The 23,042-nt window shown below is 63.3% G+C and carries 17 protein-coding genes and 1 other RNA gene; 11 read left to right on the top strand and 7 right to left on the bottom strand.

Annotated features, from left to right (window positions below; translation table 11 throughout):
• Positions 1–27: 27 nt before the first annotated feature.
• Positions 28–1,905, bottom strand: a complete 1,878-nt coding sequence (locus AB6N07_RS01885) for an extracellular solute-binding protein (RefSeq protein ID WP_370676135.1) — start codon at positions 1,903–1,905, stop codon at positions 28–30.
• Positions 1,906–2,063: 158 nt separating this feature from the next.
• On the opposite strand from AB6N07_RS01885, the gene ffs reads away from it, so the two are divergent.
• The 5 genes from ffs (at position 2,064) to rnk (ending at position 5,765) form a co-directional block, all read left to right on the top strand.
• Positions 2,064–2,160, top strand: an RNA gene (ffs, locus tag AB6N07_RS01880) — signal recognition particle sRNA small type.
• 24 nt (positions 2,161–2,184) lie between these two features.
• Entirely contained in the window at positions 2,185–3,978 is a 1,794-nt protein-coding gene (locus tag AB6N07_RS01875) for a DNA polymerase III subunit gamma/tau (RefSeq protein WP_370676134.1), read from the top strand.
• Between the two features lie 100 nt (positions 3,979–4,078).
• The gene (locus AB6N07_RS01870) at positions 4,079–4,405 is read left to right on the top strand and encodes a YbaB/EbfC family nucleoid-associated protein (RefSeq protein WP_370676133.1); all 327 of its coding nucleotides are present in this window, start codon (positions 4,079–4,081) and stop codon (positions 4,403–4,405) included.
• Between the two features lie 72 nt (positions 4,406–4,477).
• Complete coding sequence (gene recR / locus AB6N07_RS01865; RefSeq protein ID WP_370676132.1) at positions 4,478–5,083, top strand: recombination mediator RecR; 606 nt, start codon at positions 4,478–4,480, stop codon at positions 5,081–5,083.
• 268 nt (positions 5,084–5,351) lie between these two features.
• Positions 5,352–5,765: a nucleoside diphosphate kinase regulator gene (gene rnk, locus AB6N07_RS01860; RefSeq protein ID WP_370676131.1), complete on the top strand. Its 414-nt coding sequence runs from the start codon at positions 5,352–5,354 to the stop codon at positions 5,763–5,765.
• 5 nt (positions 5,766–5,770) lie between these two features.
• On the opposite strand, the gene AB6N07_RS01855 is transcribed toward rnk, so the two are convergent.
• Entirely contained in the window at positions 5,771–6,835 is a 1,065-nt protein-coding gene (locus AB6N07_RS01855) for a two-component system response regulator (protein ID WP_370676130.1), read from the bottom strand.
• A gap of 275 nt (positions 6,836–7,110) precedes the next feature.
• Between AB6N07_RS01855 and galE the strand changes: the two genes are divergently transcribed.
• Both galE and kdsA read left to right on the top strand, forming a co-directional pair.
• Positions 7,111–8,103: a UDP-glucose 4-epimerase GalE gene (galE, locus tag AB6N07_RS01850; RefSeq protein WP_370676129.1), complete on the top strand. Its 993-nt coding sequence runs from the start codon at positions 7,111–7,113 to the stop codon at positions 8,101–8,103.
• Between the two features lie 60 nt (positions 8,104–8,163).
• Entirely contained in the window at positions 8,164–9,024 is an 861-nt protein-coding gene (gene kdsA / locus AB6N07_RS01845) for a 3-deoxy-8-phosphooctulonate synthase (protein WP_370676128.1), read from the top strand.
• On the opposite strand, the gene AB6N07_RS01840 is transcribed toward kdsA, so the two are convergent.
• From AB6N07_RS01840 to AB6N07_RS01830, 3 genes are all read right to left on the bottom strand, one after another.
• Positions 9,018–11,513 (bottom strand): ATP-binding protein, encoded by a 2,496-nt coding sequence (locus AB6N07_RS01840; protein ID WP_370676127.1) that lies wholly within the window; start codon positions 11,511–11,513, stop codon positions 9,018–9,020. The two genes, kdsA and AB6N07_RS01840, sit on opposite strands and share 7 nt — an antisense overlap.
• A gap of 94 nt (positions 11,514–11,607) precedes the next feature.
• Positions 11,608–12,657 (bottom strand): HD domain-containing phosphohydrolase, encoded by a 1,050-nt coding sequence (locus AB6N07_RS01835; RefSeq protein ID WP_370676126.1) that lies wholly within the window; start codon positions 12,655–12,657, stop codon positions 11,608–11,610.
• A 441-nt stretch (positions 12,658–13,098) separates the two neighbouring features.
• Positions 13,099–15,576: a beta-glucosidase gene (locus AB6N07_RS01830; protein WP_370676125.1), complete on the bottom strand. Its 2,478-nt coding sequence runs from the start codon at positions 15,574–15,576 to the stop codon at positions 13,099–13,101.
• Between the two features lie 176 nt (positions 15,577–15,752).
• On the opposite strand from AB6N07_RS01830, the gene xylB reads away from it, so the two are divergent.
• Positions 15,753–17,231 carry a xylulokinase gene (gene xylB, locus AB6N07_RS01825; protein WP_370676124.1) on the top strand — a complete coding sequence of 493 codons (1,479 nt, stop codon included), beginning with the start codon at positions 15,753–15,755 and terminating at the stop codon, positions 17,229–17,231.
• 5 nt (positions 17,232–17,236) lie between these two features.
• Here the strand turns inward: xylB and rbsK are convergent, their stop codons facing one another.
• On the bottom strand, positions 17,237–18,169 hold the full coding sequence (rbsK, locus tag AB6N07_RS01820) for a ribokinase (protein ID WP_370676123.1): 933 nt from the start codon (positions 18,167–18,169) through the stop codon (positions 17,237–17,239).
• A gap of 132 nt (positions 18,170–18,301) precedes the next feature.
• Positions 18,302–18,754 (bottom strand): RbsD/FucU family protein, encoded by a 453-nt coding sequence (locus AB6N07_RS01815; protein ID WP_370676122.1) that lies wholly within the window; start codon positions 18,752–18,754, stop codon positions 18,302–18,304.
• A gap of 285 nt (positions 18,755–19,039) precedes the next feature.
• Between AB6N07_RS01815 and AB6N07_RS01810 the strand changes: the two genes are divergently transcribed.
• The 3 genes from AB6N07_RS01810 to AB6N07_RS01800 all read left to right on the top strand — a co-directional run bounded on the left by AB6N07_RS01810 (position 19,040) and on the right by AB6N07_RS01800 (position 23,027).
• Positions 19,040–20,689, top strand: coding sequence for a hypothetical protein (locus tag AB6N07_RS01810; protein WP_370676121.1), 1,650 nt, complete (start codon positions 19,040–19,042; stop codon positions 20,687–20,689).
• 73 nt (positions 20,690–20,762) lie between these two features.
• Positions 20,763–21,506 (top strand): RluA family pseudouridine synthase, encoded by a 744-nt coding sequence (locus AB6N07_RS01805; RefSeq protein ID WP_370676120.1) that lies wholly within the window; start codon positions 20,763–20,765, stop codon positions 21,504–21,506.
• Between the two features lie 66 nt (positions 21,507–21,572).
• Positions 21,573–23,027, top strand: a complete 1,455-nt coding sequence (locus AB6N07_RS01800; protein WP_370676119.1) for an NAD-dependent succinate-semialdehyde dehydrogenase — start codon at positions 21,573–21,575, stop codon at positions 23,025–23,027.
• Positions 23,028–23,042: the final 15 nt, after the last annotated feature.

Genomic DNA, 23,042 nt, shown 5'->3' with positions numbered 1-23,042 from the left:
GAACCAGAAACCCTCGTCTTGATGCGATCAGCGGGAAAGGCCGGACGCCGCCGCGCCGGCTGCGTCGTACCACCAGACATCGGGGAAGCCGACGGAATATTTCGGCAACGCCTCCGGGTGGCCGAAGCGGTTCCAGTAGGCGTAGAAGCTGTCCTTGGAATAGAACAGCGGAATGAGATAGTTGCCGGCCAGCAGCGCCCGATCGAGCGCGTGCGTCGCGGTGATCAGTGTCGTTCGATCGCCGGCGTAGACGACCTTGTCAATCAGCGCATCAATGGCGGCATCCCTGATGCCTGCCGTATTACGCGAGCCGGGCCGGTCAGCCGCTTTCGATCCCCAGAACTCACGCTGCTCGTTACCCGGCGACAGGGTCTCGCCCCAAACATCGACGGTCATGTCGAAATCAAAGCTCCGCACGCGGTTCTGGTATTGCGCGTCATCAACGAGGCGATAATCGAGATCGATGCCGATGCGGGCGAGCGATTTGGCGTAGGGGGCGATATAGCGCTCGTCGAGCTGGCTGAAGGTAAGGTATTCGATGCGGAAGGGTTCGCCCTTGGCGTTCCGCATCTTGCCGTTCTGGATGGTCCACCCCGCTTCGGCAAACAGGGTGACTGCCTGGTGGAGATTTTCGCGCACCGCCTCGGAGGTGCCGCCAACCGGATTTGCATAGGGCGCGGTGAACACGGCGGAAGGCAGTTTGTCTCGTAGCGACTCCAGAAGAACTAGTTCCTCAGGACCGGGCTGGCCCTTGGCCGCCAGTTCGGTGCCGAAGAAATAGCTGTCGATGCGGTCATAGAGATCAAAGAACACCGTCCGCTTCAGCGTCTCGTAGTCGAAGGCGAGATTGAGCGCCCGCCGGACACGCGCGTCCTGGTATTTCGGCAGGCGAAGGTTGGGCACCAGCGCCTGCATCACGCCGGAGGCGTTGCGCGGAAAGGTCATTGTCACCACCTTGCCTTCCGTCCTGGCAGGGAAGTCGTAGCCGGTCGCCCACATCTTCGCCGAACGTTCAGCTCGGAAGTCGTATTTGTCGGCCTTGAAGGCTTCCATCATCACGGTGGGGTCGAGATAATACTCGTAGCTCAACCGATCGAAGTTGTTGGTGCCAATGGACACCGGCAGCTTGGCGCCCCAGTAGTCCGGATCGCGGGTGAGGGTGACGCGTCGGCCGGGATCGACGGCTGTCACCTTGTAAGGGCCAGAACCGAGCGGTGGCTCCAGCGTCGTCTCGCGGATGTTGCGCGGCTTTCCGGAGGCGTCCGTGCCCTGCCACCAGTGTTTTGGCAGCACGTAGAGCTGGCCGAGAATGCTCGGCAGCTCGCGGTTGCCCGGAGCGTCGAAGGTAAAGCGAACAACACGATCGCCAGCCGGCTCCGCCTTGGTGACATGAATGTAATAACTGCTGAAAAGCGGATAGATTTCCTTCAGCGTATCAAAGGACCAGACGACATCGTCGACCGTTACCGGCTGGCCGTCCTGCCAGTGGGCAGTTGGGTTGAGCCGGAATTCAGCCCAGGTGAAATCCTTTGGATAACGCACCGCCTCGGCCAACTGAGGGTAGGCGGCGGAGATGTTGATTTCGTCAAGCGAGGGGGTGAACAGCGTTTCATAGGCGGGCGCCACGGCGGCGGTCGGTGTTCCCTTGGTGCCAAGGAACACATTGGTGCTGTCGAAGCCGCCCTCGACGCCGAAGCGAGCCTCGCCCCCTTTGGGGGCATCCGGGTTGACGTAGTCGAAATGGGCAAACCCGGCTGGATAGCGCGGCTCGCCATTGAGCGCAGTTGCTGTTCGCCACTCCGGCTCCTCGGCCTTCGCCGGCACACCGGCCAGAAGCGGCAGGAGAGCGGCAAGGGCGGCGATGAAGAGCCGGCTCGGAAGGCTCTGGACGATAGGTCGAATCATCGGACGTCCCCGCACATTGGTTTTCCTTCTGAAATTTCCATTATTGTGGCGCGAAGGCAATGGTTTCACGTCAATACGGCTTCCTAAGGCATCTCGGAGGGCGCGGCACGAAAAACCGCCTCTTGCATTTTGCCGGCAACATCGCGATATGTGGCGCGGGAGGTTGGCAGTGGACGAACCACTCGCCAACCGGGTCAGGTCCGGAAGGAAGCAGCCCCAACGAGCCTCGGCTCGGGTCACTCGTCGGCCTCCCACCCTCCATTTTCCTGGGTTGCGAGAATGCCGGACACTCTGACGCCTGCCGATCAGACGGCCGCCTCGCCTTATCGGGTTCTTGCCCGCAAGTATCGTCCGCAGAGTTTCGCCGACCTGATCGGCCATGGCGCCATGGTGCGCACGCTCGAGAACGCGTTCGATACCGGTCGCATCGCGCAAGGGTGGATGCTGACCGGCGTGCGCGGCGTCGGCAAGACCACCACCGCCCGTATCCTTGCCCGTGCCCTCAACTACGAGATTCCCGGCGAGATCGAACGCCCCACCGTCCACATGGATCGCGAGGGCACTCACTGCCGTGCCATCATGGAAGGGCGGCACGTCGATGTCATCGAGATGGACGCCGCCTCGCATACCGGCGTCGATGATGTGCGCGATATCATCGAAGCGGCTCGCTACAAGCCGGTGTCGGCCCGCTACAAGGTCTACATCATCGACGAAGTGCACATGCTGTCGACGCAGGCCTTCAACGCGCTCCTGAAGACGTTGGAAGAGCCACCCGAGCATGTGAAGTTCGTTTTTGCCACCACTGAAATCCGCAAGGTGCCGATCACGGTGCTGTCGCGCTGCCAGCGCTTCGATCTGCGCCGTGTGCCGACGGGTGAGCTCGCCGCCCACCTCGACCGCATCATCGCTTCCGAGAAGGTCACCGCCGATCCGGAGGCGGTGGCGTTGATCGCGCGCGCCGCCGAAGGCTCGGTGCGCGATAGCCTCACCATTCTCGATCAAGCGATCGCCCATGGCGGTGGTCATGTCTCGGCCGACGCGGTGCGTAGCATGCTCGGTCTTGCCGATCGGGTCCGCGTCGTCGACCTGTTCGAAGCCGTGATGAAGGGCGACGTTGCCAACGCACTCGCCATCCTGGCCGATCAATATGACACCGGTGCCGATCCGGCGGCTGTGTTGTCCGACCTCGCTGCCTTCGTGCATCTGGTGACGCGGCTCAAGCATTTGCCGGACGGGGCGACCGACCTGTCGCTCACCGAGGCGGAGCGGACGCGTGGCCGCGATTTTGCAGAGAAACTTTCCGTACGCATCCTCTCCCGTGCCTGGCAGCTGCTGCTCAAGGGCATTCAGGAAGTGCAGACCGCGCCGCGCCCGCTGCCGGCGGCCGAAATGGTGCTGGTGCGCCTCGCTTATGCCGCCGACCTGCCGACGCCCGACGAGGCGTTGAGGATGTTGAAGGACGGTACATTTCCGGGCCTGACTCCGCCGGCTGCCGGTGGCCCGGGTGGTGGTGACGGCCCGCGCGCCCGTGCCGCAAACGGCTTTACCGGGATCGCCGCTCGCCGTGCCGAGCCGGAGGCCGCCGCCGGTCCGCGCCTCGACAGTTTCGAGGCCGTGGTGGCGCTGGCCGAGAGCAATCGAGACATCGGCCTCAAATTCGCGCTTGAGCGGCATGTCCGGCTCGTCCGCTTCGAAGATGGCCGCATTGAATTCTCGCCCGTCGAGGGGGCCAACCCCGGTCTTGCCGGCGAGATGGGCCGCAAACTGTCCGGATGGACCGGCCGCCGCTGGATCGTTGCCATCTCACGGGAAGAAGGTCGCCCGACGATTGCCGAGACGCGCGAGGTGCGCCGGCGCGAAGCTGTGGATGACGCGCTCGCCGATCCGGTCGTCGCCACCATCTTCCGCCTGTTCCCCGGTGCCGAGATTGTCGACGTCAAGTTCGACGACGAGCCGGAGAAATTGCCGGCGGGACCGACCAGCGATGACGCCACATTCGAGGATACCGGCGATTGGACCGGGGGTTTTATCGATGAGATGCCCGATCCCGGTCTTGGCGACTTCGACGATTGAGATCGCTTGAGGTGGCCGAGCGGCTTCCGGCGCCAAGCGGTGCCGTGTGGAGCGAAGGCCCGTCGGCAACTGCGGTCAAAAATAAAAAAGGAGAACAACCATGTTTGGCGACATCGGCAAGATGATGAAGGAAGCGCAGGCGCTTCAGGGTCGCATGGCCGAGGCCCAGGAAGAGATTGCCAAGATCGAAGCGACCGGCACCTCCGGCGGTGGTCTTGTCTCGGTGACCCTCACCGGCAAGGGCGAGATGAAGGGGCTCCGGATCGATCCCTCGCTCCTCAAGCCGGATGAGGCGGAGATCGTTGAGGATCTGATCGTCGCTGCCTTCGCGGACGCCCGAGTCCACGTTGATGGACTTGTTGCCGAGCGTATGCAGGCGGTAACCGGAAACTTGCCGCTGCCGCCGGGCTTCAAGCTGCCCTTCTGAAGGGGTAGGGTTGCGCAATCGTGTAAGGAAGGTCGTTGATCTTTCAAGGCCACGCTTGGAGCGGAGATCACTTTGGCCCGTCGTGTGACAGGACCGGAAATCGAGCGGCTGATCCAGCTTTTGGCCCGCCTGCCCGGCCTTGGGCCGCGCTCGGCTCGTCGGGCGGCGTTGCAACTCGTCAAACGGCGCGACCAACTGCTCGCCCCGCTCACCGATGCCATGCGAACCGTCCATGACCGTGTGCGTGTTTGTTCTGTATGTGGCAACGTCGACACCGCCGATCCCTGTGCCGTTTGCACCGACCCGACGCGCGACGGTTCGGTGATCGTCGTGGTAGAAGATGTAGCCGACCTCTGGGCATTGGAACGGGCCGCTGCCGTCAATGCTCGCTATCACGTGCTCGGCGGTGTGCTGTCGCCGCTCTCCGGCATCGGACCTGACGATCTCGACATTTCCGGCCTTGTCGAGCGGGCATCCGACCCGGTGGTCAAGGAAGTGATCCTCGCCGTCAACGCTACCGTCGACGGCCAGACCACCGCCCATTACGTCACGGATCGCCTCGAGGGGCTCAGCGTCAAGGTGACTCGCCTGGCCCATGGCGTTCCGGTGGGTGGCGAACTCGATTATCTCGACGAAGGCACGCTCACCGCCGCAATCCGATCGCGAACGCCGTTCTGAGCCGTTAACCGCTTGCCGGCTTGACTTTGGCTGAGCAAATACCGATCTTTCCGGATATGGAACCGCGGACCAACCATCTCCGAATGTTTTGCAGGATCTATCCTCTCACGGGATACTGATCTCACGGTTCCGCCTTGTCGCGCGCAGGCCGTGAGGCCGTGAAGCGGTTTTTTCCGAATCCGTCAGCGTTGCGCGACAACTCTTCCAGCTTTTTCTGAGATCTACTCCGCCCGAGGGCGGGGCCTCCCCTTTTTCAAGGACAATGAATATGACCACTGCTTCGCGCCGCCGGCGCCTGCCGACTATCACGCTCGCCCGTTCCGACCATGAGCGCCTCGCCAATCTCGCCGACGCTCTTGCCGAGCGCGATTCTCTGACCTCTGACCAACTGGCGGCCGAACTCGAGCGCGCACGCGTTGTTGCCGACGATCGTCTTGCCCCGGGAACGGTCCGCATGGGCGCCGTCGTGCGCTTCAGCTTGGATGACGCCGAGCCACGGACCGTTCGCCTCGTCTACCCGGGGGAAGCCGACATCGAAAAGGGCTGCATTTCCGTGCTAACGCCGGTTGGCGCTGCGCTGATCGGTCTCACGGCCGGCCAAAGCATAGATTGGACCGGCAGCGACAATCGACAACGCCACCTCCATGTTCTGGAGGTGACGGCCGTTTCTGTCGATGCCTGACGAGATTAGCCGAGTCGAAGGGAAAGGCGCAGCGGCACGTCGAGGATATGTCCGTCCTTGGCCGAAAAGGCGACAGTGCCGCCGCAGGCCCTTGCCAGACCTTCGATCACCAGGCGCCGCTCGGCCGCGGCTGCCCGCGCCTCTGCGTCGCCAGCGACTGTCTCTCCACCCAAGGGGTGAACCCTTGCGATGAGCCGACCGGCCGCCGCTCTGAGCGACACGGTGGCAACGCCGCCGCTGGCCGCCGCATCGCCGGCTTCTGCGAGGAATCCCTCGACGAGATCGGCATAAAGCGTCGGGCTGGTCTCAATGGGCAGCGGCAACGATGGGGCAAGAAAATGTATGGCCCCCCCCGCTTCCGCCCTGAGATCCTGCTTCTTTAGAGCGTCGATGAAGAAGGGAATGGCGTCGAAGCGCTGGACGCCAGCGCCAAATCGACTGGCGGCCTCAAGATCGGCGATCGAGCGGGCAAGCGCTATGCGCCTGGCCGCCTGATCGGCGGGCTGCTCGCCTCCGCGCTCTGGACGGAGCGCAAGGCCAACGGCATAGAGGTCGGACATCAGGGCCCTGAGCATCGACGCCGCATCGCGGCGTGGTGCAGGACGACGCGGCAATAGCGTCGAAAACACCCGATCGAGCGTCGCTACCGCAAGGTCGCTCTTGGTCAGCAGCCCATCGGCTCCAGCCCTGCGGCCGATCAGTTCGATATCGTCGTTATCGAGCGCGGACGTCAGGATAACCGGCACGTCGGCAACCGCCTTGATCTCATCGATCAGCGCCATGGTGGTTTGACCGGCCATCCAGAATTCACACAGCACAATGTCGCAGCGTTGCCGAGACAGCGCGGACAAAACCGCCTCGCGCGTACCTGCCGCGACGAAGGTGGCCGAAAAGCTCGGCAGCGCGGCCACAAGTTGGCCGATCAGAAATATATCCTCCGGCGTGTCGCCGACGTGGAGAACGGTAATCGTTCGCCGCGCCACAGCCGCGTCGGTTGCGCCGACGACACGAAGACGCCGTGTTGACGTGTCCTCGATGGCTGGAATGAACGGCCCCGACAGTTGAGCCATGAACGATCCTCTTCCCTCTCCGGCCCCGGCTATCGAATCGCATCTTCACCGCGGACATTGAAAAATATGCAGGAAACTGCGAAAAAAGTAGTTAATGACTCGTTAATTTCCCCTACGGACTGAAAATGTGCACATGAATTTCGCTTGCCGCGGTCGATGACGGACAATTGGGCCCCACGGCATCGTCCTACTGGAAAAGCGCCGCCAAACGGGCGATAGAGAAGTCTCGCCTCTGGCGCCTCGTTAGGCGCAGACGGGATCCGAGGAGTTTTTTTATGTCCATTCTGGTGACTGGTGGCGCCGGCTATATTGGCAGCCATATGGTGCATGCCCTCGTCGACCGCGGTGAAAGTGTTGTCGTGCTCGACAACCTCTCGACTGGCTATGACGCCGTCATTCCGGGCGCGGCGACGCTGGTCGTCGGCGACATCGGTGATGGAGACTTGGTTGACAAGCTGATCGCCGATCATGGCATCACCGCCATCGCCCATTTCGCCGGCTCGATCGTGGTGCCGGATTCGGTGACCGATCCGCTCTCCTATTATGAGAACAACACGGTGAAGTCGCGCTCGCTGATGGCGGCGGCGGTGCGCGGCAAGGTCAAGGCCTTCCTGTTCTCCTCGACGGCTGCCGTCTACGGCGAACCGGGTGTCGACCTCATCGACGAGACGGTGCCGCTTGGCCCGGTGTCGCCCTACGGTTCGTCCAAGTGGATGACCGAGATCATGCTGCGCGACAGCGCCTACGCCTACGGCTTCCGTTATGCGGCGCTACGCTATTTCAACGTCGCCGGCGCCGATCCGAAAGGTCGCACGGGCCAGTCGAGCAAGCGGGCCACTCATCTCATCAAGATCGCCGCCCAGGCCGCCCTCGGCCAGCGCGACGGCATGGACGTGTTCGGCACCGACTATCCGACCCCGGACGGCACCTGCCTCAGGGACTATATCCATGTCTCCGATCTCATCGAAGCGCACGTGCTGGCGCTAAAGCACCTGATGGCCGGTGGTGACACGTTCGTCGCCAATGCCGGCTATGGCCACGGCTTCTCGGTGCTTGAGGTCATCGACGCGGTGAAGCGCGTCTCCGGCGTCAATTTCCCGGTTCGCATGGCGCCTCGCCGTGCCGGCGATCCGCCGTCGCTGGTCGCCGATTCGAGCCGGCTGCGCTCCATCACCGGCTGGCAGCCGAAGCTCGATGACCTCGACACCATCGTCGGCCATGCCCTGGCCTGGGAGAAGTCGCTGGCCGTTCGTAACGCCCAGCGCTGAAAACATCTTGCGCCCGGTCGGATATGGCCGGGCGCCCTCCTTCTGAAAAGGTCTCCGCTCATGGCCGTTGCCACGCCGCAGAAAGCCGTTACCGTCGGCTCCGTTACCTTCGACAACACCGCCCCTTTCGTGCTGATCGCGGGGCCCTGCCAGATCGAGAGCCGGGAACACGCGCTGAAGATTGCGACCTTTCTGGCCGAAACCGCCAAGGCGGCCGGTGTGCCTTTTGTCTTCAAGGCGTCTTATGACAAGGCCAATCGCACGTCGCTGAAGGGCACGCGCGGCGTCGGCATCGAAGCCGGCCTTTCAATTCTTGCCGAGGTTCGCGATCGCCTGGGGTGCCCCGTGCTCACCGATGTCCACGACATCGAACAGACGCGCCGGGCGGGCGAGGTTGTCGATGTCCTGCAAATTCCGGCATTCCTCTGCCGCCAGACCGACCTGCTGATTGCCGCTGGCGAGACCGGCAAGGCCGTCAACGTCAAGAAGGGGCAGTTTTTAGCTCCGTGGGACATGCAGAACGTTGCCGATAAAGTGGCATCGACCGGTAACGAGCGTATTCTCCTGACCGACCGGGGCAGTTGCTTTGGTTACGGTGCGTTGATCAACGATTTCCGTGGGCTGCCGACCATGGCCGAAACGGGCTATCCGGTGGTGTTGGATGCCACCCATTCTGTGCAGGAACCCGGCGGGCGTGGCACATCGTCCGGCGGAAAGCGCGTTTTCGCGCCGGTACTGGCTCGGGCCGCCATAGCGGTCGGCTGCGCGGCCGTGTTCATCGAGGCCCATGATGATCCCGACAATTCCAATTCGTCGGATGGGCCGAACATGCTGCCGCTGCCGTGGATCGCGCCGCTCCTCTCCGACCTGAAGGCACTCGATGCCATCGCCAAGAGCCGGACGCTTACCGAGGCCTACTGAGCCGCCGCTGTCGGGCGAACTTGAGATGATGTCGTTGCGAATTCCGACTTGAGACCGGCGACGACGCTGCCGGCGCTGGCGATGGTCATCATCAGCTTGCCGAGGGCGCTGACGTCCGGGTCGGGCAGCCCTGCCATCAGCGCTCCCGCCTGCTGCGACAGATCGTCGAAGCCGACGTTGGCCGACGCCCCCTTCAGGGTGTGGAGGCTACGCTTTGCGAGTTCGGCGTCGCCACGTTCGAGCGCCGCCGACAGGTCGGCGAGGAGGCCCGCCACGTCGGTGGCGAAGGAGTCGAGCAGGAAGGCCGTGTCTTCCGGCCCGAGTTCGCGCAGGAGAGCGTCGACCCGGCGGCGGTTGACCGATTCGCCGCGCGCCGCGTCAACGGCGGGAGCGGACCGCGTCGCCGGCATCTTGCCTTCCGGCAGCGCGGCGAGAACCGACAGGAGATCCTCCCGTTCCACAGGCTTGGGCAGGAAGGCGTTCATGCCGGCTTTGCGACAAGCCTCGCGATCGGCGGCAAACGCGTTGGCGGTCATGGCGACAATCGGTACGTTACGACCGCGCCCACTCGATCGACGGATGGCGCGCGTTGCCTCGAGACCGTCCATCACCGGCATCTGCATGTCCATGAAGACGATGTCGAAGTCGCGGGCGTTGACCATGGCCAGCGCTTCGGCCCCATTCTCGGCCAAGCTCGCCTCAATGCCAAGGCGGGAGAGCAGGCGGAGAGCCACCTGTTGGTTGATGCGATTGTCTTCGACCACCAGCACCTTCAGCCCCTTCGGCACACACGCCTCTTCTCCTGATGTCAGGCGCTTATCCTCGATCTCAAGAGTCCCGGCGATGGAGGCGGCAACGATGGAGGGGGTCAGCGTATTGGCCGGACGGGCGACTTTTCCGGCGGTGCGTGGCGCCGTCTGCGAGAAGGCAATGTCGACCCGCGCGCGTTGATGGTCGGGGGGCAGAGACGTGACTGTCGCGGTGATGTCGGCCTCGTCCCTGGTTTCGGCAATTCCGGCGCCGAAATAGGCAAAGGTGGCGGTAATCGCAGCGGTCTCGGCGGTCGTGCGACCTGTTACTGAAACGCGGGCGCCATTGAGCGGAGCGGGATCGAGATCGGCGGTGGCGGCTCGATCGAGCGGCAATTCAAAGAAAAAGGTCGAGCCACGTCCTTCGCGGCTTTTTACGCCGATTGTGCCCCCAAGTCCCTCGACGATGCGCCGGCTGATGGCGAGTCCCAGGCCGGTACCACCAAAACGACGGGTGATCGAGGCATCGACCTGCGAAAATTCCTTGAACAGCCGTTTCTGCCCGTCCTCGGAAATACCGGTACCGGTGTCTTCCACCTCGAAGCGCAGAACGGCTCGGTCGCCGCCCTCGATCTCACGAATGCGCACGGCAATCAGGCCGCTCTCAGTGAATTTGACGGCGTTGGAAAGGAAGTTGATCAGCACCTGACGAACGCGCGTTGGATCGCCTGAGTAACGGGCGCTCATGGCGATTTCCGGTGCCAGCACGGCGACGAGCCCCTTCTCGCGCACCGAGGCCTCCACCATGGAGATCGCCGCCTCGGCGGTCGCCACTGGATCGAACACCACGCGATCGACGTCGAAGGAGCCGGCCTCGAGTTTGGAAAAATCGAGGATGTCGTTGACGAGCGCAATCAGGCTGCGGCCGCAAGTCTCGATGTTGGTGGCAAATCCGCGCTGCTCGGCATCCAGCGACGTATCCTTGAGCAGATGGGCCATGCCGAGCACGCCATTGATCGGTGTCCGGATCTCATGACTCATGGTCGCAAGGAAAGCCGATTTCGCCTGGTTGGCCGATTCCGCTGCCGCCACTGCCTCTTTGAGTTCCACGGCCATGGCTTCGAGGCGCACGCGCGAACTCCAGATCTCTCGGATCTGTCGGATCAGGCTGACAATGAAGATTCCCATCGATAGCGTCAGAGCGCCAACCAGCACGGCGAGTACGCGATAGAGCTTTTCGCGGAGCATTCGCGCGTCGGAGCGGGCGGCCATCTCCGTCACCTCGGCGAGATTGGCGAGACGGGAGGTGATCACAGGGAGTTCGCTGAGGCGGCTTTCGAGGGCGGCGAGGGCTTGCCCGTCATTTGTCGGTGCGCCCGAGACACGATCGACGACCTGCCGCGTTTCGGCAATGGTCCGCATGATCGTCCCCAGGTCGGGACTGCTCGGTGCTGTTGCCGCGAGGTCGCGCGCCGCGGCGTCGAATAGAACGAAGCGGGCGGCAACGGTCTGCCCGGCGGCTTCCGAGGGGACCCTTTGCGCCGTCTCGACCGACCGCAACAGTTTCTCCGCCGCTCTGTCGAGTCGATAGGTCGCCGTCAGTGCGCGCGTCTCATCAATATCCGCGGTATCCGCCTGCTGGCGGATCAGGATCGTGAAAACCGCGATGGCGGAGACAAGGAACAGAAAGCCGACAACGACATAGAGCAGCGTGCCCCTGAGTGGGCGGTCTTGGCCCATGGTCTTCCCAGCGCGCATTCCTGCGCCAAGTCCGGTAGAAAGGGGAGTGGTGGTGGTCACGGGGCGGGTCCAGGCAAGAGGCGGCAAACGGGCGTCAGGCGGCAAAGCCGAACGATGTTCCGGCCTGTTCCTTGATCTTCAGGATGCGGAAGTAGCGTAGCGAGAACGCCCTTGCGACCTCCGGATCGAATTGCTGGCCGGCATTATCGGCAATGTAGCGAGCAGCCTCTTCGGCGGGCCAAGCGGCCTTGTATGGCCGTTCCGACGTCAGCGCATCGAACACGTCGGCGACTGAGACAATCCGACCTGCGAGCGGGATCGCCGCTTCTTTGAGGCCGCGCGGATAGCCCGTGCCGTTCCAGAATTCGTGGTGGGTCTCGGCGATTTCGGCGGCAAGGCGGATAACACGCGACCTCGACCCTTCGAGAATTTCCCCTCCGATTAACGTATGCGCCTGCATCCGGCGGCGTTCATCCGCCGTGTACGGCCCGGTTTTGTAAAGGAGATCGTCGGAAAGACCGAGCTTGCCGATGTCGTGCATCAGCGATGCGATATAGAGATCTTGGCAGTACGGCTCACCCTGCCCGAGTTCTTCGGCGAGTTCGCGGGCGGTGCGGGCAACGCGGACCAAGTGGCTTCCGATCGAGGGGTCGCGGCGTTCGACGGCGCGCGCCAGGCGCAAAATGATCTCCTCTTCAAGGCCCAGCCGGTCATGGGTGGCCTTCTGCACCTCGGTTTGCAGCCAGTCGGCGCGATCCCGGAGCTTGTTCTGCATTTCGCGCAGCATGGCGAGGTTGCGGAGACGCGCCTTTGCCTCGGCCATGTCGACTGGCTTGGTGAGGAAGTCGGTGGCACCTGCCTCGAGCGCGGCATAGCAGATCTCCCGCTGGTCGACGGTGGTGACCATGACGATCGGCACGTCGACGTAATCGGGAAGGCTGCGCACTTCACGGATGAGGGTCAGCCCATCCATCCCCGGCATCATGTAGTCGACGATGATCAGATCGAAGCGGCTCCGGCGGGCCTCTTCGAGCGCCTGCAACGGATCTCGAAACGACTGCACGTCGGCGATACCGGAGCTCTGCGCCAGCTTGCCGAGCATGAACAGATTACTGGGATTGTCGTCGACCAGGAGGAGCTTCATGACAGTTTCCATTGGGAATGTTTCCATGAAAACTTACGCGGGAAACATGAAGCTTCAGAAAATGAGCATGAGAAACACGACGTGAACTGTCTCTCGATCTATTTGAACGAAAATATATAGAAAAAATTATCCAAGACATCTGTCCGGAGCTGAAATTTAGGCAAATTGCGGAGGGTAAGCTTGATAGCACCTAACGAGCATCGTCAAAAATGACAAGGGGCTGCGAGTCTCGTTCACGACTTGTCAAGACTCGGCGTCGACGCGGCGATTGTCGCTGGCGCGCCGTCGGTGACCCCGGCATAACATCTCCATCGAGCCGACGGAAACCCAGCTCACTTTCCGAAAGCACGCCTCTCGGTTGCTGCGACTGAAAAGTCGCAGACTTACCCACCCGGACATGGCTAGGCCACGTCCGGGTTTTCTTTTGCTTGCGCCGAAGCCTCAGTGGCTGAAGCGGGCGCGTGCCGCCTCTACAACCTCGCGCGTGAGATCGATGTCGATACCGCCGCGTAACACCGCCGACGAGGCCGCGGTGATCACCCGATAACGTCCCTTCTCTCCGATAAAGGCATTCCTCTCCGCATCGAAATAGGAGAAGGCGCGGGCTGAAAGCACCATCGTTGCCTCAGCGGTTTCACCGGGTGCCAGATGCAGCTTGGCAAAGCCTCTCAGTTCTTTGGTCGGCCGTTCGACGCGCGAGGCGGGCGGCGCGATGTAGAGCTGGACGACCTCCGAGCCGGGCCGTGTGCCGCTGTTGGTTACTTTGACACGGATGGTGACGAGGCCCTCGCCATCGAAGGTCGGCCTGTCCACCATTGGTGTGCCCCAGTCGAAGGTGGTGTAGCTGAGGCCGTGGCCGAACGGGAACAACGGTTCGATGCCGGCTTTCTCATAATGTCGATAGCCAACGAACACGCCTTCGCGATAGGCGATGTGGCCGTCACTGCCGGGATAGGTCAGCGGATCGTCGGTTTCGACCGGCGTGTCCGCGAGGCGCCGGGGAAAAGTTTGGGCGAGGCGCCCCCCTGGCTCGGCGGCGCCGGTCAGCACGTCAGCGATGGCGTTGCCGGCTTCCTGTCCCGGATACCAGGCTTCGACCACCGCGCGGACCTTGTCGAGCCAGGGCATGGCCACCGGGCCGCCGGTCTGCAGCACGACGATGGTATTTGCATTGGCCGCCGCGACGGCGGCAATCAGCTCGTCCTGACGGCCAGGCAGTGCGATGCCGGGCAGGTCATTACCCTCGGTGTCCCACTCGCCTGAACGGCCGGCATAGACGATGGCAAGCTCGGATGAACGGGCGAGTTCGACGGCCTCCGCGAAGGCCTTGTCGTCGAGCGGTACGGTGACCCCGACGCGGATGGCCTTCAGATTGAGGGCTATGGCCTGCACGAAGCGATACTCTACGACGACCTCGACCGTGTGTCCGGCCTCGAGCGCGAGTCGCCCGCGTGCTTCGCGATTGCCGCATTCGAAATAGTTGTCCCCCGGCACCCAGTCTTCCCGGAGGTCGACCACCGTCCGACCGTCGACGATAAGGCGGCTCGGCCCGATGCTGACGAGGCCGAACACATGCTCTGCCGTCTCGGAGGGCGTGAAGCGGGTGGTGGCCCTGAGCGAGAAGTCGGCATCGGCGACGCCAGGGGCTACGGTGTTGAACCACATTATCTCGCCAAGCGGATGGCGCTGATGTTCGACGACGGGACCGGTGAAATCGGGCCGGCCATAGACATCCACCTCGAACGGCCCGGCAATCAGCGGCATCAGCCGGTTGGCGGCGACGCCGGGGGCGGTCCGAAGCTGATTTTCTGAAGTGAGAGCGCGGAGACCATCGGCTGGAGAGACAGCGTAGTGCGGATTGAGCTGGGCGCTGCCGCCCCCCATGATCTGCGCCGTTTCGGCATTGGGGCCGATGGCAGCAATGGTCCGCCCCGTCAGGTCGAGCGGCAGAATTCCATCGTTCTTGAGCAGTACGATGGCATCAGCGCCGGCTCGGCGGATGAGCGCCCGATGCGCCGGCTTGTCGATCGCCTGTTCCGGCGGGATATTGTCTGCCTTAAAGCCGCCGACACGCTCGATCAGGGTCAAAATGCGCCGAGCGGCATCGCGCACCTGTTCTGCCTTTACTTCGCCAGATTGGACCGCCGCGACCAGCTTGTCGCCGCGATCGCGCGTTGGACCTGGCATTTCGAGATCGAGACCAGCTTCAACGGTCGGTACCGTCGAATGCGAGCCGAACCAGTCGGACATGACGATGCCCGAAAAGCCCCACTCGTCCTTGAGAAGATCGGTAAGGAGCGTCTTGTGTTCGGAGGTGAATGTGCCGTTCAGGCGGTTATAGGAACTCATCACCGCGTAGGTGCCGGCCGTCTTTACCGCCGCCTCGAACGGCGGCAAGTAGATTTCGCGTAACGCCCGGTCGCCGATATCCGAGCTCATGGTGGTGCGCTGGATTTCCGACTCGTTGCCGACGAAATGCTTGACGGTAGCGCCCACCCCACCCTTCTGCAGACCGGTCACATAGGCTGTGGCGAGGGTCGCGGTGACGTGAGGATCTTCCGAGTAACACTCGAAATTGCGGCCATTGACGGTGGAACGCTGAATATTGACAGTGGGAGCGAGCAGGATTGAGGCGCCCTTGGAGCGCGCTTCTTCGGCGAGTGCTCCGCCAATTTCCTCGACCAGATCCGGGTTCCAGCTGGCGCCCAGGGCGATGCCGACCGGGAAGCTCGCCGCCTTGACGCCACCAATCAGCGAACCGCCGCCGCGCGCCCCGTTCGGCCCGTCCGATACCTTGATCGCCGGGATGCCGAGCCGCGGTATCGGCACTGTTGTCCAGAAATCGGCACCGGCGAGCAACGAGACCTGTTCCTCCAGCGTCATTGCATCGAGAATCGCCTCGATCTCCATTTTTGCCATCTAAATCTCCCACCACGTGAAACGATACAATCGGCCTTTTCATAGCATGACTCCAATGGCGTCGCGAGCGATGCGGCCGCTGATTGTGGTCGCCTCGACCAAGGGCGAAGGCATCGAGACTGGCGAGGTTCTGCATGACGGGCTAGATCTGACGTCATAGGGATGGGGAGGGGATTGTGGCGGAAGACGCGTATTTCCTGGGAGTCGACATCGGTACGTCGGCGGTAAAGGCCTTGGTGGTCGACGGTCACGAACGGCCGATAGCCGGCGCCGAGGTGGCGCTCGCCACCGACAGGCCGGCACCGGGTTGGTCGGAACAGCATCCCGACCTCTGGTGGCAAGCCGTGCGGCAAGCGCTTGCCCAGATGGCCGCCGACACGCCGGGGGTGCTCGGGCAGGTTACCGCTATCGGCCTCTCCGGCCAGATGCATGGCGCGGTGCTGATCGGCGGGGACGACCGGCCTCTCCGCCCGGCCATCCTGTGGAATGACGGCCGGGCAGCGGCGGAAGCAATGGCTCTCAATGCTGCGCTGCCTGGCCTCGGCCAGATCGCCGGGGTACCGGCCATGGCCGGCTTTCTCGCCCCGAAGATAGCATGGCTTCGCACCCACGAGCCGGACACGCTCGCTGTGACCAAGCGAGTACTCCTGCCCAAGGATTGGGTACGCTTTCTGATGACCGGCGAGTTTGCCACAGATATGTGCGACGCCGCCGGCAGCCTTTTGCTGGACGAAGCGCGGCGACAATGGTCACCAGCCCTCATCGAGGCCGTAGGGCTCCAGCTGGAGCAGTTGCCACGTCTCCTGGAAGGGCCAAATATTTCGGGTCGCATCACGGCGGCCGCCGCCGCCATCACCGGCCTTCGTGAGGGCATTCCGGTCGTCGCCGGCGCCGGCGATGCGGCAGCGGCCGGCATCGGTATCGGCGCTGTGGACGATGGCGACGCCTTTATCTCTCTCGGCACGTCAAGCCAGCTGTTCCTGACCACCGCGGACTATCGGCCTAATCCGGTGGCCATGGTGCATGCCTTCGCTCATGCGCTGCCGGGCCGCTGGTTCCAGATGGCAGCTATGCTGAATGGCGCCTCCGTCATGGCCTGGACAGCCGGCGTTACCGGCGCGCCCGACCTTGGCGCGGCGCTCGACGCCACGGCGGCGCGCGGGCGCACCATCTCGCCGGTGACCTTCCTGCCTTATCTTCAAGGAGAGCGGACGCCGCACGACGATCCGGCGGCGCGCGGCGTGTTCTTTGGCATGGATGGAGGCACCGACGGCCTCGACCTCCTGCAGGCAGCCGTCGAAGGGATGGCTTTCACGCTGGTCGACGCGGTAGCGGCGCTCGAAACCGCGGGTCCTGTACCGGCAACGCTTGCCGCCGTCGGTGGCGGCAGTCGTGGCCGTTTTGTGATGGAGGTGGTTGCGAGCGCCCTTGGTCGGCCGATCCGGCGTTACGCTGGCGGCGAGCGCGGTCCGGCTTTCGGCGTTGCTCGTCTCGCGCGGTTGGCCGTTACAGGTGAAACTGTGGCCGATGTCTGCGTCAAGCCGGAATTGCGGGACGTCATTCTGCCCGACGCCGGCAGGCAGGCGGCGCTCGCTGCCCGCCTGCCGCTGTATCGTGATCTCTATCGCGCTCTGAAACCGATGTTTCGGCGATAAGACTCTCAGGTCCGAAGGAAAGCTTCGATCTCGGCTGCTGTCGGCATCGAGGCGGCGGCACCCCGGCGCGTCACCGAAATGCCGGCCGTCGCCGAGCCGTAGCGCGCTGCCTCGACCGGATCGAGCCCCTTGGAAAGCGCCGCCGAAAACCCGCCGAGGAAGGCATCGCCGGCGCCTGTGGTGTCGATCACCTCGCCGGCTGCCCGCGCCGGCAGGTGCACCGACTGCGTGGCGTTGTGCAGCAGCACGCCGTTGCCGCCGAGCGTGATCAGCGCGTTCTTTGCTCCTTTGGCTAGAAGCGCGTCGCCGGCCTTGCGGGCGTCGTCCACCGTGCCCGGCGCAATGCCGGTCAGCATGGCAGCTTCCGTCTCGTTGGGGGCGATGTAGTCGGAGAGCCGATAGACCTCATCGGGAAAGGCTGTGGCCGGCGCCGGGTTGAAAACGGTGATCGTGCCGGCGGCGCGGGCGATCTGAAGGCCACGCAGGGCGGCGTCGACTGGTTGCTCGAGCTGGGTCACGAATACCTTTGATGCGGCGATCGTTTCCTTTTCCATGTCGAGATCAGCCGGCGACAGGGTGCCGGAAGCACCGGCATAGACGATGATGGCATTCTGGCCGTTGGCGTCGTTGACAAAGATGAATGCCGAGCCGGTCGGATGGCTGTCGATCCGCTGTACGCGGGCGGTGGCGCCGGCCTCGGCCCAAGTCTTGAGGCCAATATCGCCGAAGGCGTCCTTGCCGATCTTGGTGATGAAGCGAACGTCCCCGCCGGCACGCGCCGCCGCGACGGCCTGGTTGGAGCCCTTTCCGCCCGGGCCCATGACGAAACCGGAGCCGGCCAGTGTTTCGCCAATGGCCGGCAGGCGGGGGGCCAGGAAGGTGACATCGACGGCGAAGATGCCGAGGATGGCGACGCCGGATTTCTGAGTATCGGTCATAGTGTTTGTCTCTTGTCGACTGGCGAGGATGCTGACGCCTCCGCGTCGAGACACTCAGGCATTTCCCGCTTGCATCGGAAAAGCGGGAAATGCGTGAAAGGAGCGCCGCGGTTCATTTTCAGCGCCCGGATATCAGGCCTTTGGCGGGATCACACCCTTGGTGAGCAGGAAGCAGCCATAAAGGCGGCCCTCACCGGTCTGCAGCACCGCGAAGGACTTCTTGGCCGCCTCATAGAAGGCGAAACGCTCGATGCCGCCCAGCTTGAAGGTCGGGCCTTCGGCGTCGAAGACTTCCTTCTGAAATTCGTGCTGCACGTCGGTCCACTTTTCCGGCTCGCCGACAACTTCCATACGGAAGGCGGCGGTGGGGATGAAGGTATCGAGCGGCAGTACCGAGAGTACGGCTCGTGCCGCGCGCGGGGCCGACACGCCATCGAGGCGCAGCGGCTGACCGTAAACGGTCTCTTGGGCGACCGAGTGGATGGGGAAATTACTGTCGACGATGGCGATGGTGTCGCCGTGGCCCATGGAGGCCAGCACGTAGAGTAGATCGGGATTGAGTAGCGGGTCGATGGCCTTGAGCATGATTCCTCCTGACGCAGCCATCTGAGAAGCCACCGCTTTTCAGATTGAGCGGATGCGTGACAACAAATTGTTGGCGGTCCTCTTTTGCTGCGGGACACGCCGTTCCGGACTCGTTGATGGGCGCCATTGGCACCTTGTCATCCATAGGCCGTTGGGGACGTTTTGTCAGGTCCGCAAGGGTACCGTCCGACAGAAAACTTCAATTGGCTATTGGTTTCTTTCGCGAATTAACCGCTCGGAAGACAATTCAGGCAATAGTCCAACGGCCTCTTCGCATTGGTTCCCATGGATTTGTTGTTCCGATCGGTCTTCTCCTTCTTCCGCTCGTTTACGGTGCCGGTTGTAATCGGTCTCGCGGCCGGTGGCGTGTTGCTCATCGTTTTGTCCTTCCTCGCGACTACCGACTGGCTGCGACTGTCGGCGACCCGGCGTCTCGCGGGCGAAGCCGCCGCGGCAGCGGCATTGGCTGTGACAAAGAGTCCCGAGACCGCGGATATTGCCGCTTTCGCCGCCGCGCGTGCGGTGACAGGAGGTGGCGAGGTTGCCGTCATGGCCGAGCGAGGCAGTGCGCGCCCGGGCCCCTCCGGCCTCGTTTTCACTGTGGGCCCGGGTGAAGTCACCCGCGTTACGATCTCGATGACCACTCGCAGTCTGCTCGGGACACCGATCGGCTTGGGACAGCGATCCGTGACGACCTCGGCGATGGCGGTGCGGACCGGCGTTGCCGCGCTTACTGAACGAACAACGGCGGTGCCTGATTTACCGGCTGTGCCGGCTGCTATCGAAACGCAGCTGTTTGGATCCGCCGGCGCCCTCGCGCCCGGTGAGCGTTCCATGCTTGGTCAGAGCACATTTCGCGTCGCCGACCTCGTGGCTGAGCTCGCCCGTACTCTTTCCGCTCGTGACGGCAGCACCGAAACAGGGGTCTCCGCCGTTGCTGGCGCTTCATTCAAGACGAGCGAACTCCTGTTGGCGCTCGGCTCGCTTTATCGAGACAATGCCAGAAGCTCGACCGAGGCCGCGGGCATGCTGGCGATCATCAACCGGCTTGCCAGGAGTGTCGGCGCGGGCGAGGAAATGGCAGTGCCATTCATCAGTGTGATTAGCCTAGCTGGATCTGAGGCAGATCTGACGCTCGCCGCTCCCATCCGGCCGCTGGAGTTTGTCCAGTCTGTGATGCGCGCGCGTTTGGCCTTGGGCGCCACCACCATCGAATTGAAATCACCTGTTACAGGCATTGATGCTGTCGCGCTGACGCTGAAGTCCGATAGTGCCGCGGCGGCGGTTTTGATTGGCGGCGAGGACGGTGTTGTCGGCATTCCCCCCATTCGTATCAACGCCCGTTTCATCATCAGCGGTCTCGCCATTCCCGGGGCCGACGCGATCGAGCTACCGCTCGAGGTGACACTCAGTTCCGGTGACGCACGCATCCGGCGTATCTCCTGCAGTTCGGCAGATCCCGAGATTACCGTTATCGGCCGCCCGGTACGCGCTAGTGTGGTGTTTGCCGCCAATGAAGCGACATCACCGTCCCATGCCTCGGATTATGTGCGTCTGGTCGCCGTCGATGGACTGACGGCGTGGGCCAAGGGGCGATCATCTTTTGCCGACGATCCGCCGGTCGAACTGGTGTTCCGGCCCGGTACTGGCGATACCGTCGCCAGCCTGCGATCGCCGATTGATTTCAGCAATCGGCTGGAGCGACTGGCCGCCGAGACGCAAGTGCTCGTGTCGCTCGAAGGCGCGGCACGGGGCGTTATGTCGGAAGGTGGGGTCCGCGACGAAATATCCCGACTGATTGTCGGCAGCGTCAAGCCCGTCGACGCGGTACTGTCTAGCGTCTTTGCCACTTTTGGCATTGTCCCGGGTAAGATGGACGTGGTTGCCGCCGGTGCGTCCTGCAACAGGGCAACGCTGCTCGGCGAGGCGAAATGACTTCGCTTCGGGCTTGCTTCGGGCTATGAGAAGCCCGGTACGGCCCAGTGTTGCCGTGATACCGGGACTTGTCATGACCGACGATGAGTTGATTGCCCGCATTCTTTATCGTGATGGCTCCCTCCTCATCATCGACAAGCCGGCGGGCATTCCAGTGCATGCAGGCTTTGGCGGCGGCGAGACGCTTGATCAGCATTTTCCGGCGCTGCAGTTCGGCCTGCCCAATCCACCGCAGCTCGGTCATCGGCTGGACAAGGACACCTCAGGCTGCCTGGCGCTCGGCCGCCACCGGCGCGCGATCCGGGAACTCGGCGAGATTTTCGCGGGCCAGAAGGCGCAGAAAACCTACCTTGCCGTGGTGCTCGGCGCCTTGCCTGACGACGAGGGGCGCATCGACGCGCCGCTTGCCAAGGTTACCCACGAGAAGCGCTCTTGGTGGATGAAGGTCGATCCTGCCGGTCAACCTTCCGTCACCGATTATCGGGTCGTCGCGCGGGGAGATCGCCTGACGGTGGTCGATCTGATGCCTCGCACCGGCCGCACGCATCAGCTGCGCGTTCATATGGCATATCTCGGCTATCCCATTATCGGCGACGGTGTTTATGGCGGCGACCCCGCGCGCGCGGTCGACCGAAACCTGCATCTCCATGCCCGTGAGCTGGAGCTTCCTTTCTACCGGAAGAAACCGTCTATCCTGGCACGAGCGCCTGTGCCGCCCCATATGTTACGCCTGCTCGGTCGTCTCGGTGCCGTTGACGACGACGGCGCCCTTGTTCATGTCTCGCCCGTCGCGACGACCGACGGCGTCGCTTCCTGAAGCCGTTCCCACAAGTTGGGCGACGCCAGAGCCTTCATACGAGACCCAGCACGAAAGGCCGCTGCCATGACGCTACAGCTCAAGGATCCCTCGCTTCTGGTGGAAGCTTGCCTGATCGACGGCGAATTTGTCGGTATGCCCGCTCTCGACGTGACAGATCCCTCTACGGGCGCCGTCGTTGGGCGTGTCCCGCTGACAGAAGCGGATGGCACGACACGGGCCGTCGAGGCGGCCGAGCGCGCTTTGCCAGCCTGGAAGCGGCTTCTTGCCAAAGAGCGATCGCGTCTTCTGCGCCGCTGGTACGAACTGATGATCGAGAACCGCGATGATCTCGCGCTCATCATGACTGCCGAGCAGGGCAAGCCGCTTGCCGAGGCTTTGGGCGAGATCGACTATGCCGCCGGTTACGTCGAGTTCTACGCCGAGGAAGCCAAGCGTATCGCGGGCGAAACGCTGCCTTCGCCGAGGAACGGTGCCCGCGTGCTGGTGACCCGTGAGGCAGCCGGCGTCGTTGCCGCCATTACGCCATGGAATTTCCCGGCCGCGATGATCACCCGCAAGGTGGCGCCGGCGCTTGCCGCCGGCTGCACGGCGGTGGTCAAGCCCGCATCTGAGACGCCGCTCACCGCCCTGGCGCTTGCCCGTCTTGCGGTGCGCGCGGGGCTGCCGAAGGGCGTTCTCAATGTCGTCACCGGCAAGTCGTCGGTGGTGGGCGACGTCTTGACGAGCCACCCGGCTGTGCGTGTCGTCTCCTTTACCGGCTCGACCGAAGTCGGCAAGAAGCTGATTGTCCAGTGCGCGGGCACGGTGAAGAAGATCTACACCGAACTCGGCGGCAATGCCCCCTTCATCGTCTTCGACGACGCCGACCTCGACGCTGCCGTCGAGGGGGTGATGATCTCGAAGTTCCGCAACATGGGCCAGACCTGCGTTTGCGCCAATCGCATCTACGCCCAGTCCGGCATCCACGATGCCTTTGTGCAAAAGCTTACCGCTGCGGTCAACGCGCTGAAACTCGGTGACGGGCGGACACCGGGCGTGACGCAGGGGCCGCTTGTCAATGCGAAGGCCGTGGAGAAAGTCGAGGCGCACGTCGCCGATGCGCTCGCCAAGGGGGCGAAGGTTGTGACCGGCGGTGTCCGGTCGCCGCTTGGCGGCAGTTTCTTCGAGCCGACGGTAATGACCGGCGTGACGGCTACCATGACGGTCGCGCGCGAGGAGACCTTCGGTCCGCTCGCCCCAGTTTTCCGTTTCGAGACTGAGGAGGAAGCGATCCGGCTCGCCAACGATACGGAGTTCGGTCTCGCGTCTTATTTCTACGCCCGGGACGTCGGCCGCATCTTCCGCGTTGCCGAAGGGCTCCAGGCCGGCATGGTCGGTATCAATTCCGGCGCCATCTCTTCCGAACTGGTGCCGTTCGGTGGCGTCAAGGAAAGTGGCAATGGTCGCGAGGGATCGCACCATGGCATCGACGAATATGTTGAGAAAAAATATCTACTAATCGCCGGCCTCGACCGCTAACCTGCCGGACATGAG

It is taken from the genome of Pleomorphomonas sp. PLEO, from assembly GCF_041320595.1.
Classification (GTDB): Bacteria; Pseudomonadota; Alphaproteobacteria; order Rhizobiales; family Pleomorphomonadaceae; genus Pleomorphomonas.
This window is presented reverse-complemented; position numbering and strand designations above follow the sequence as displayed.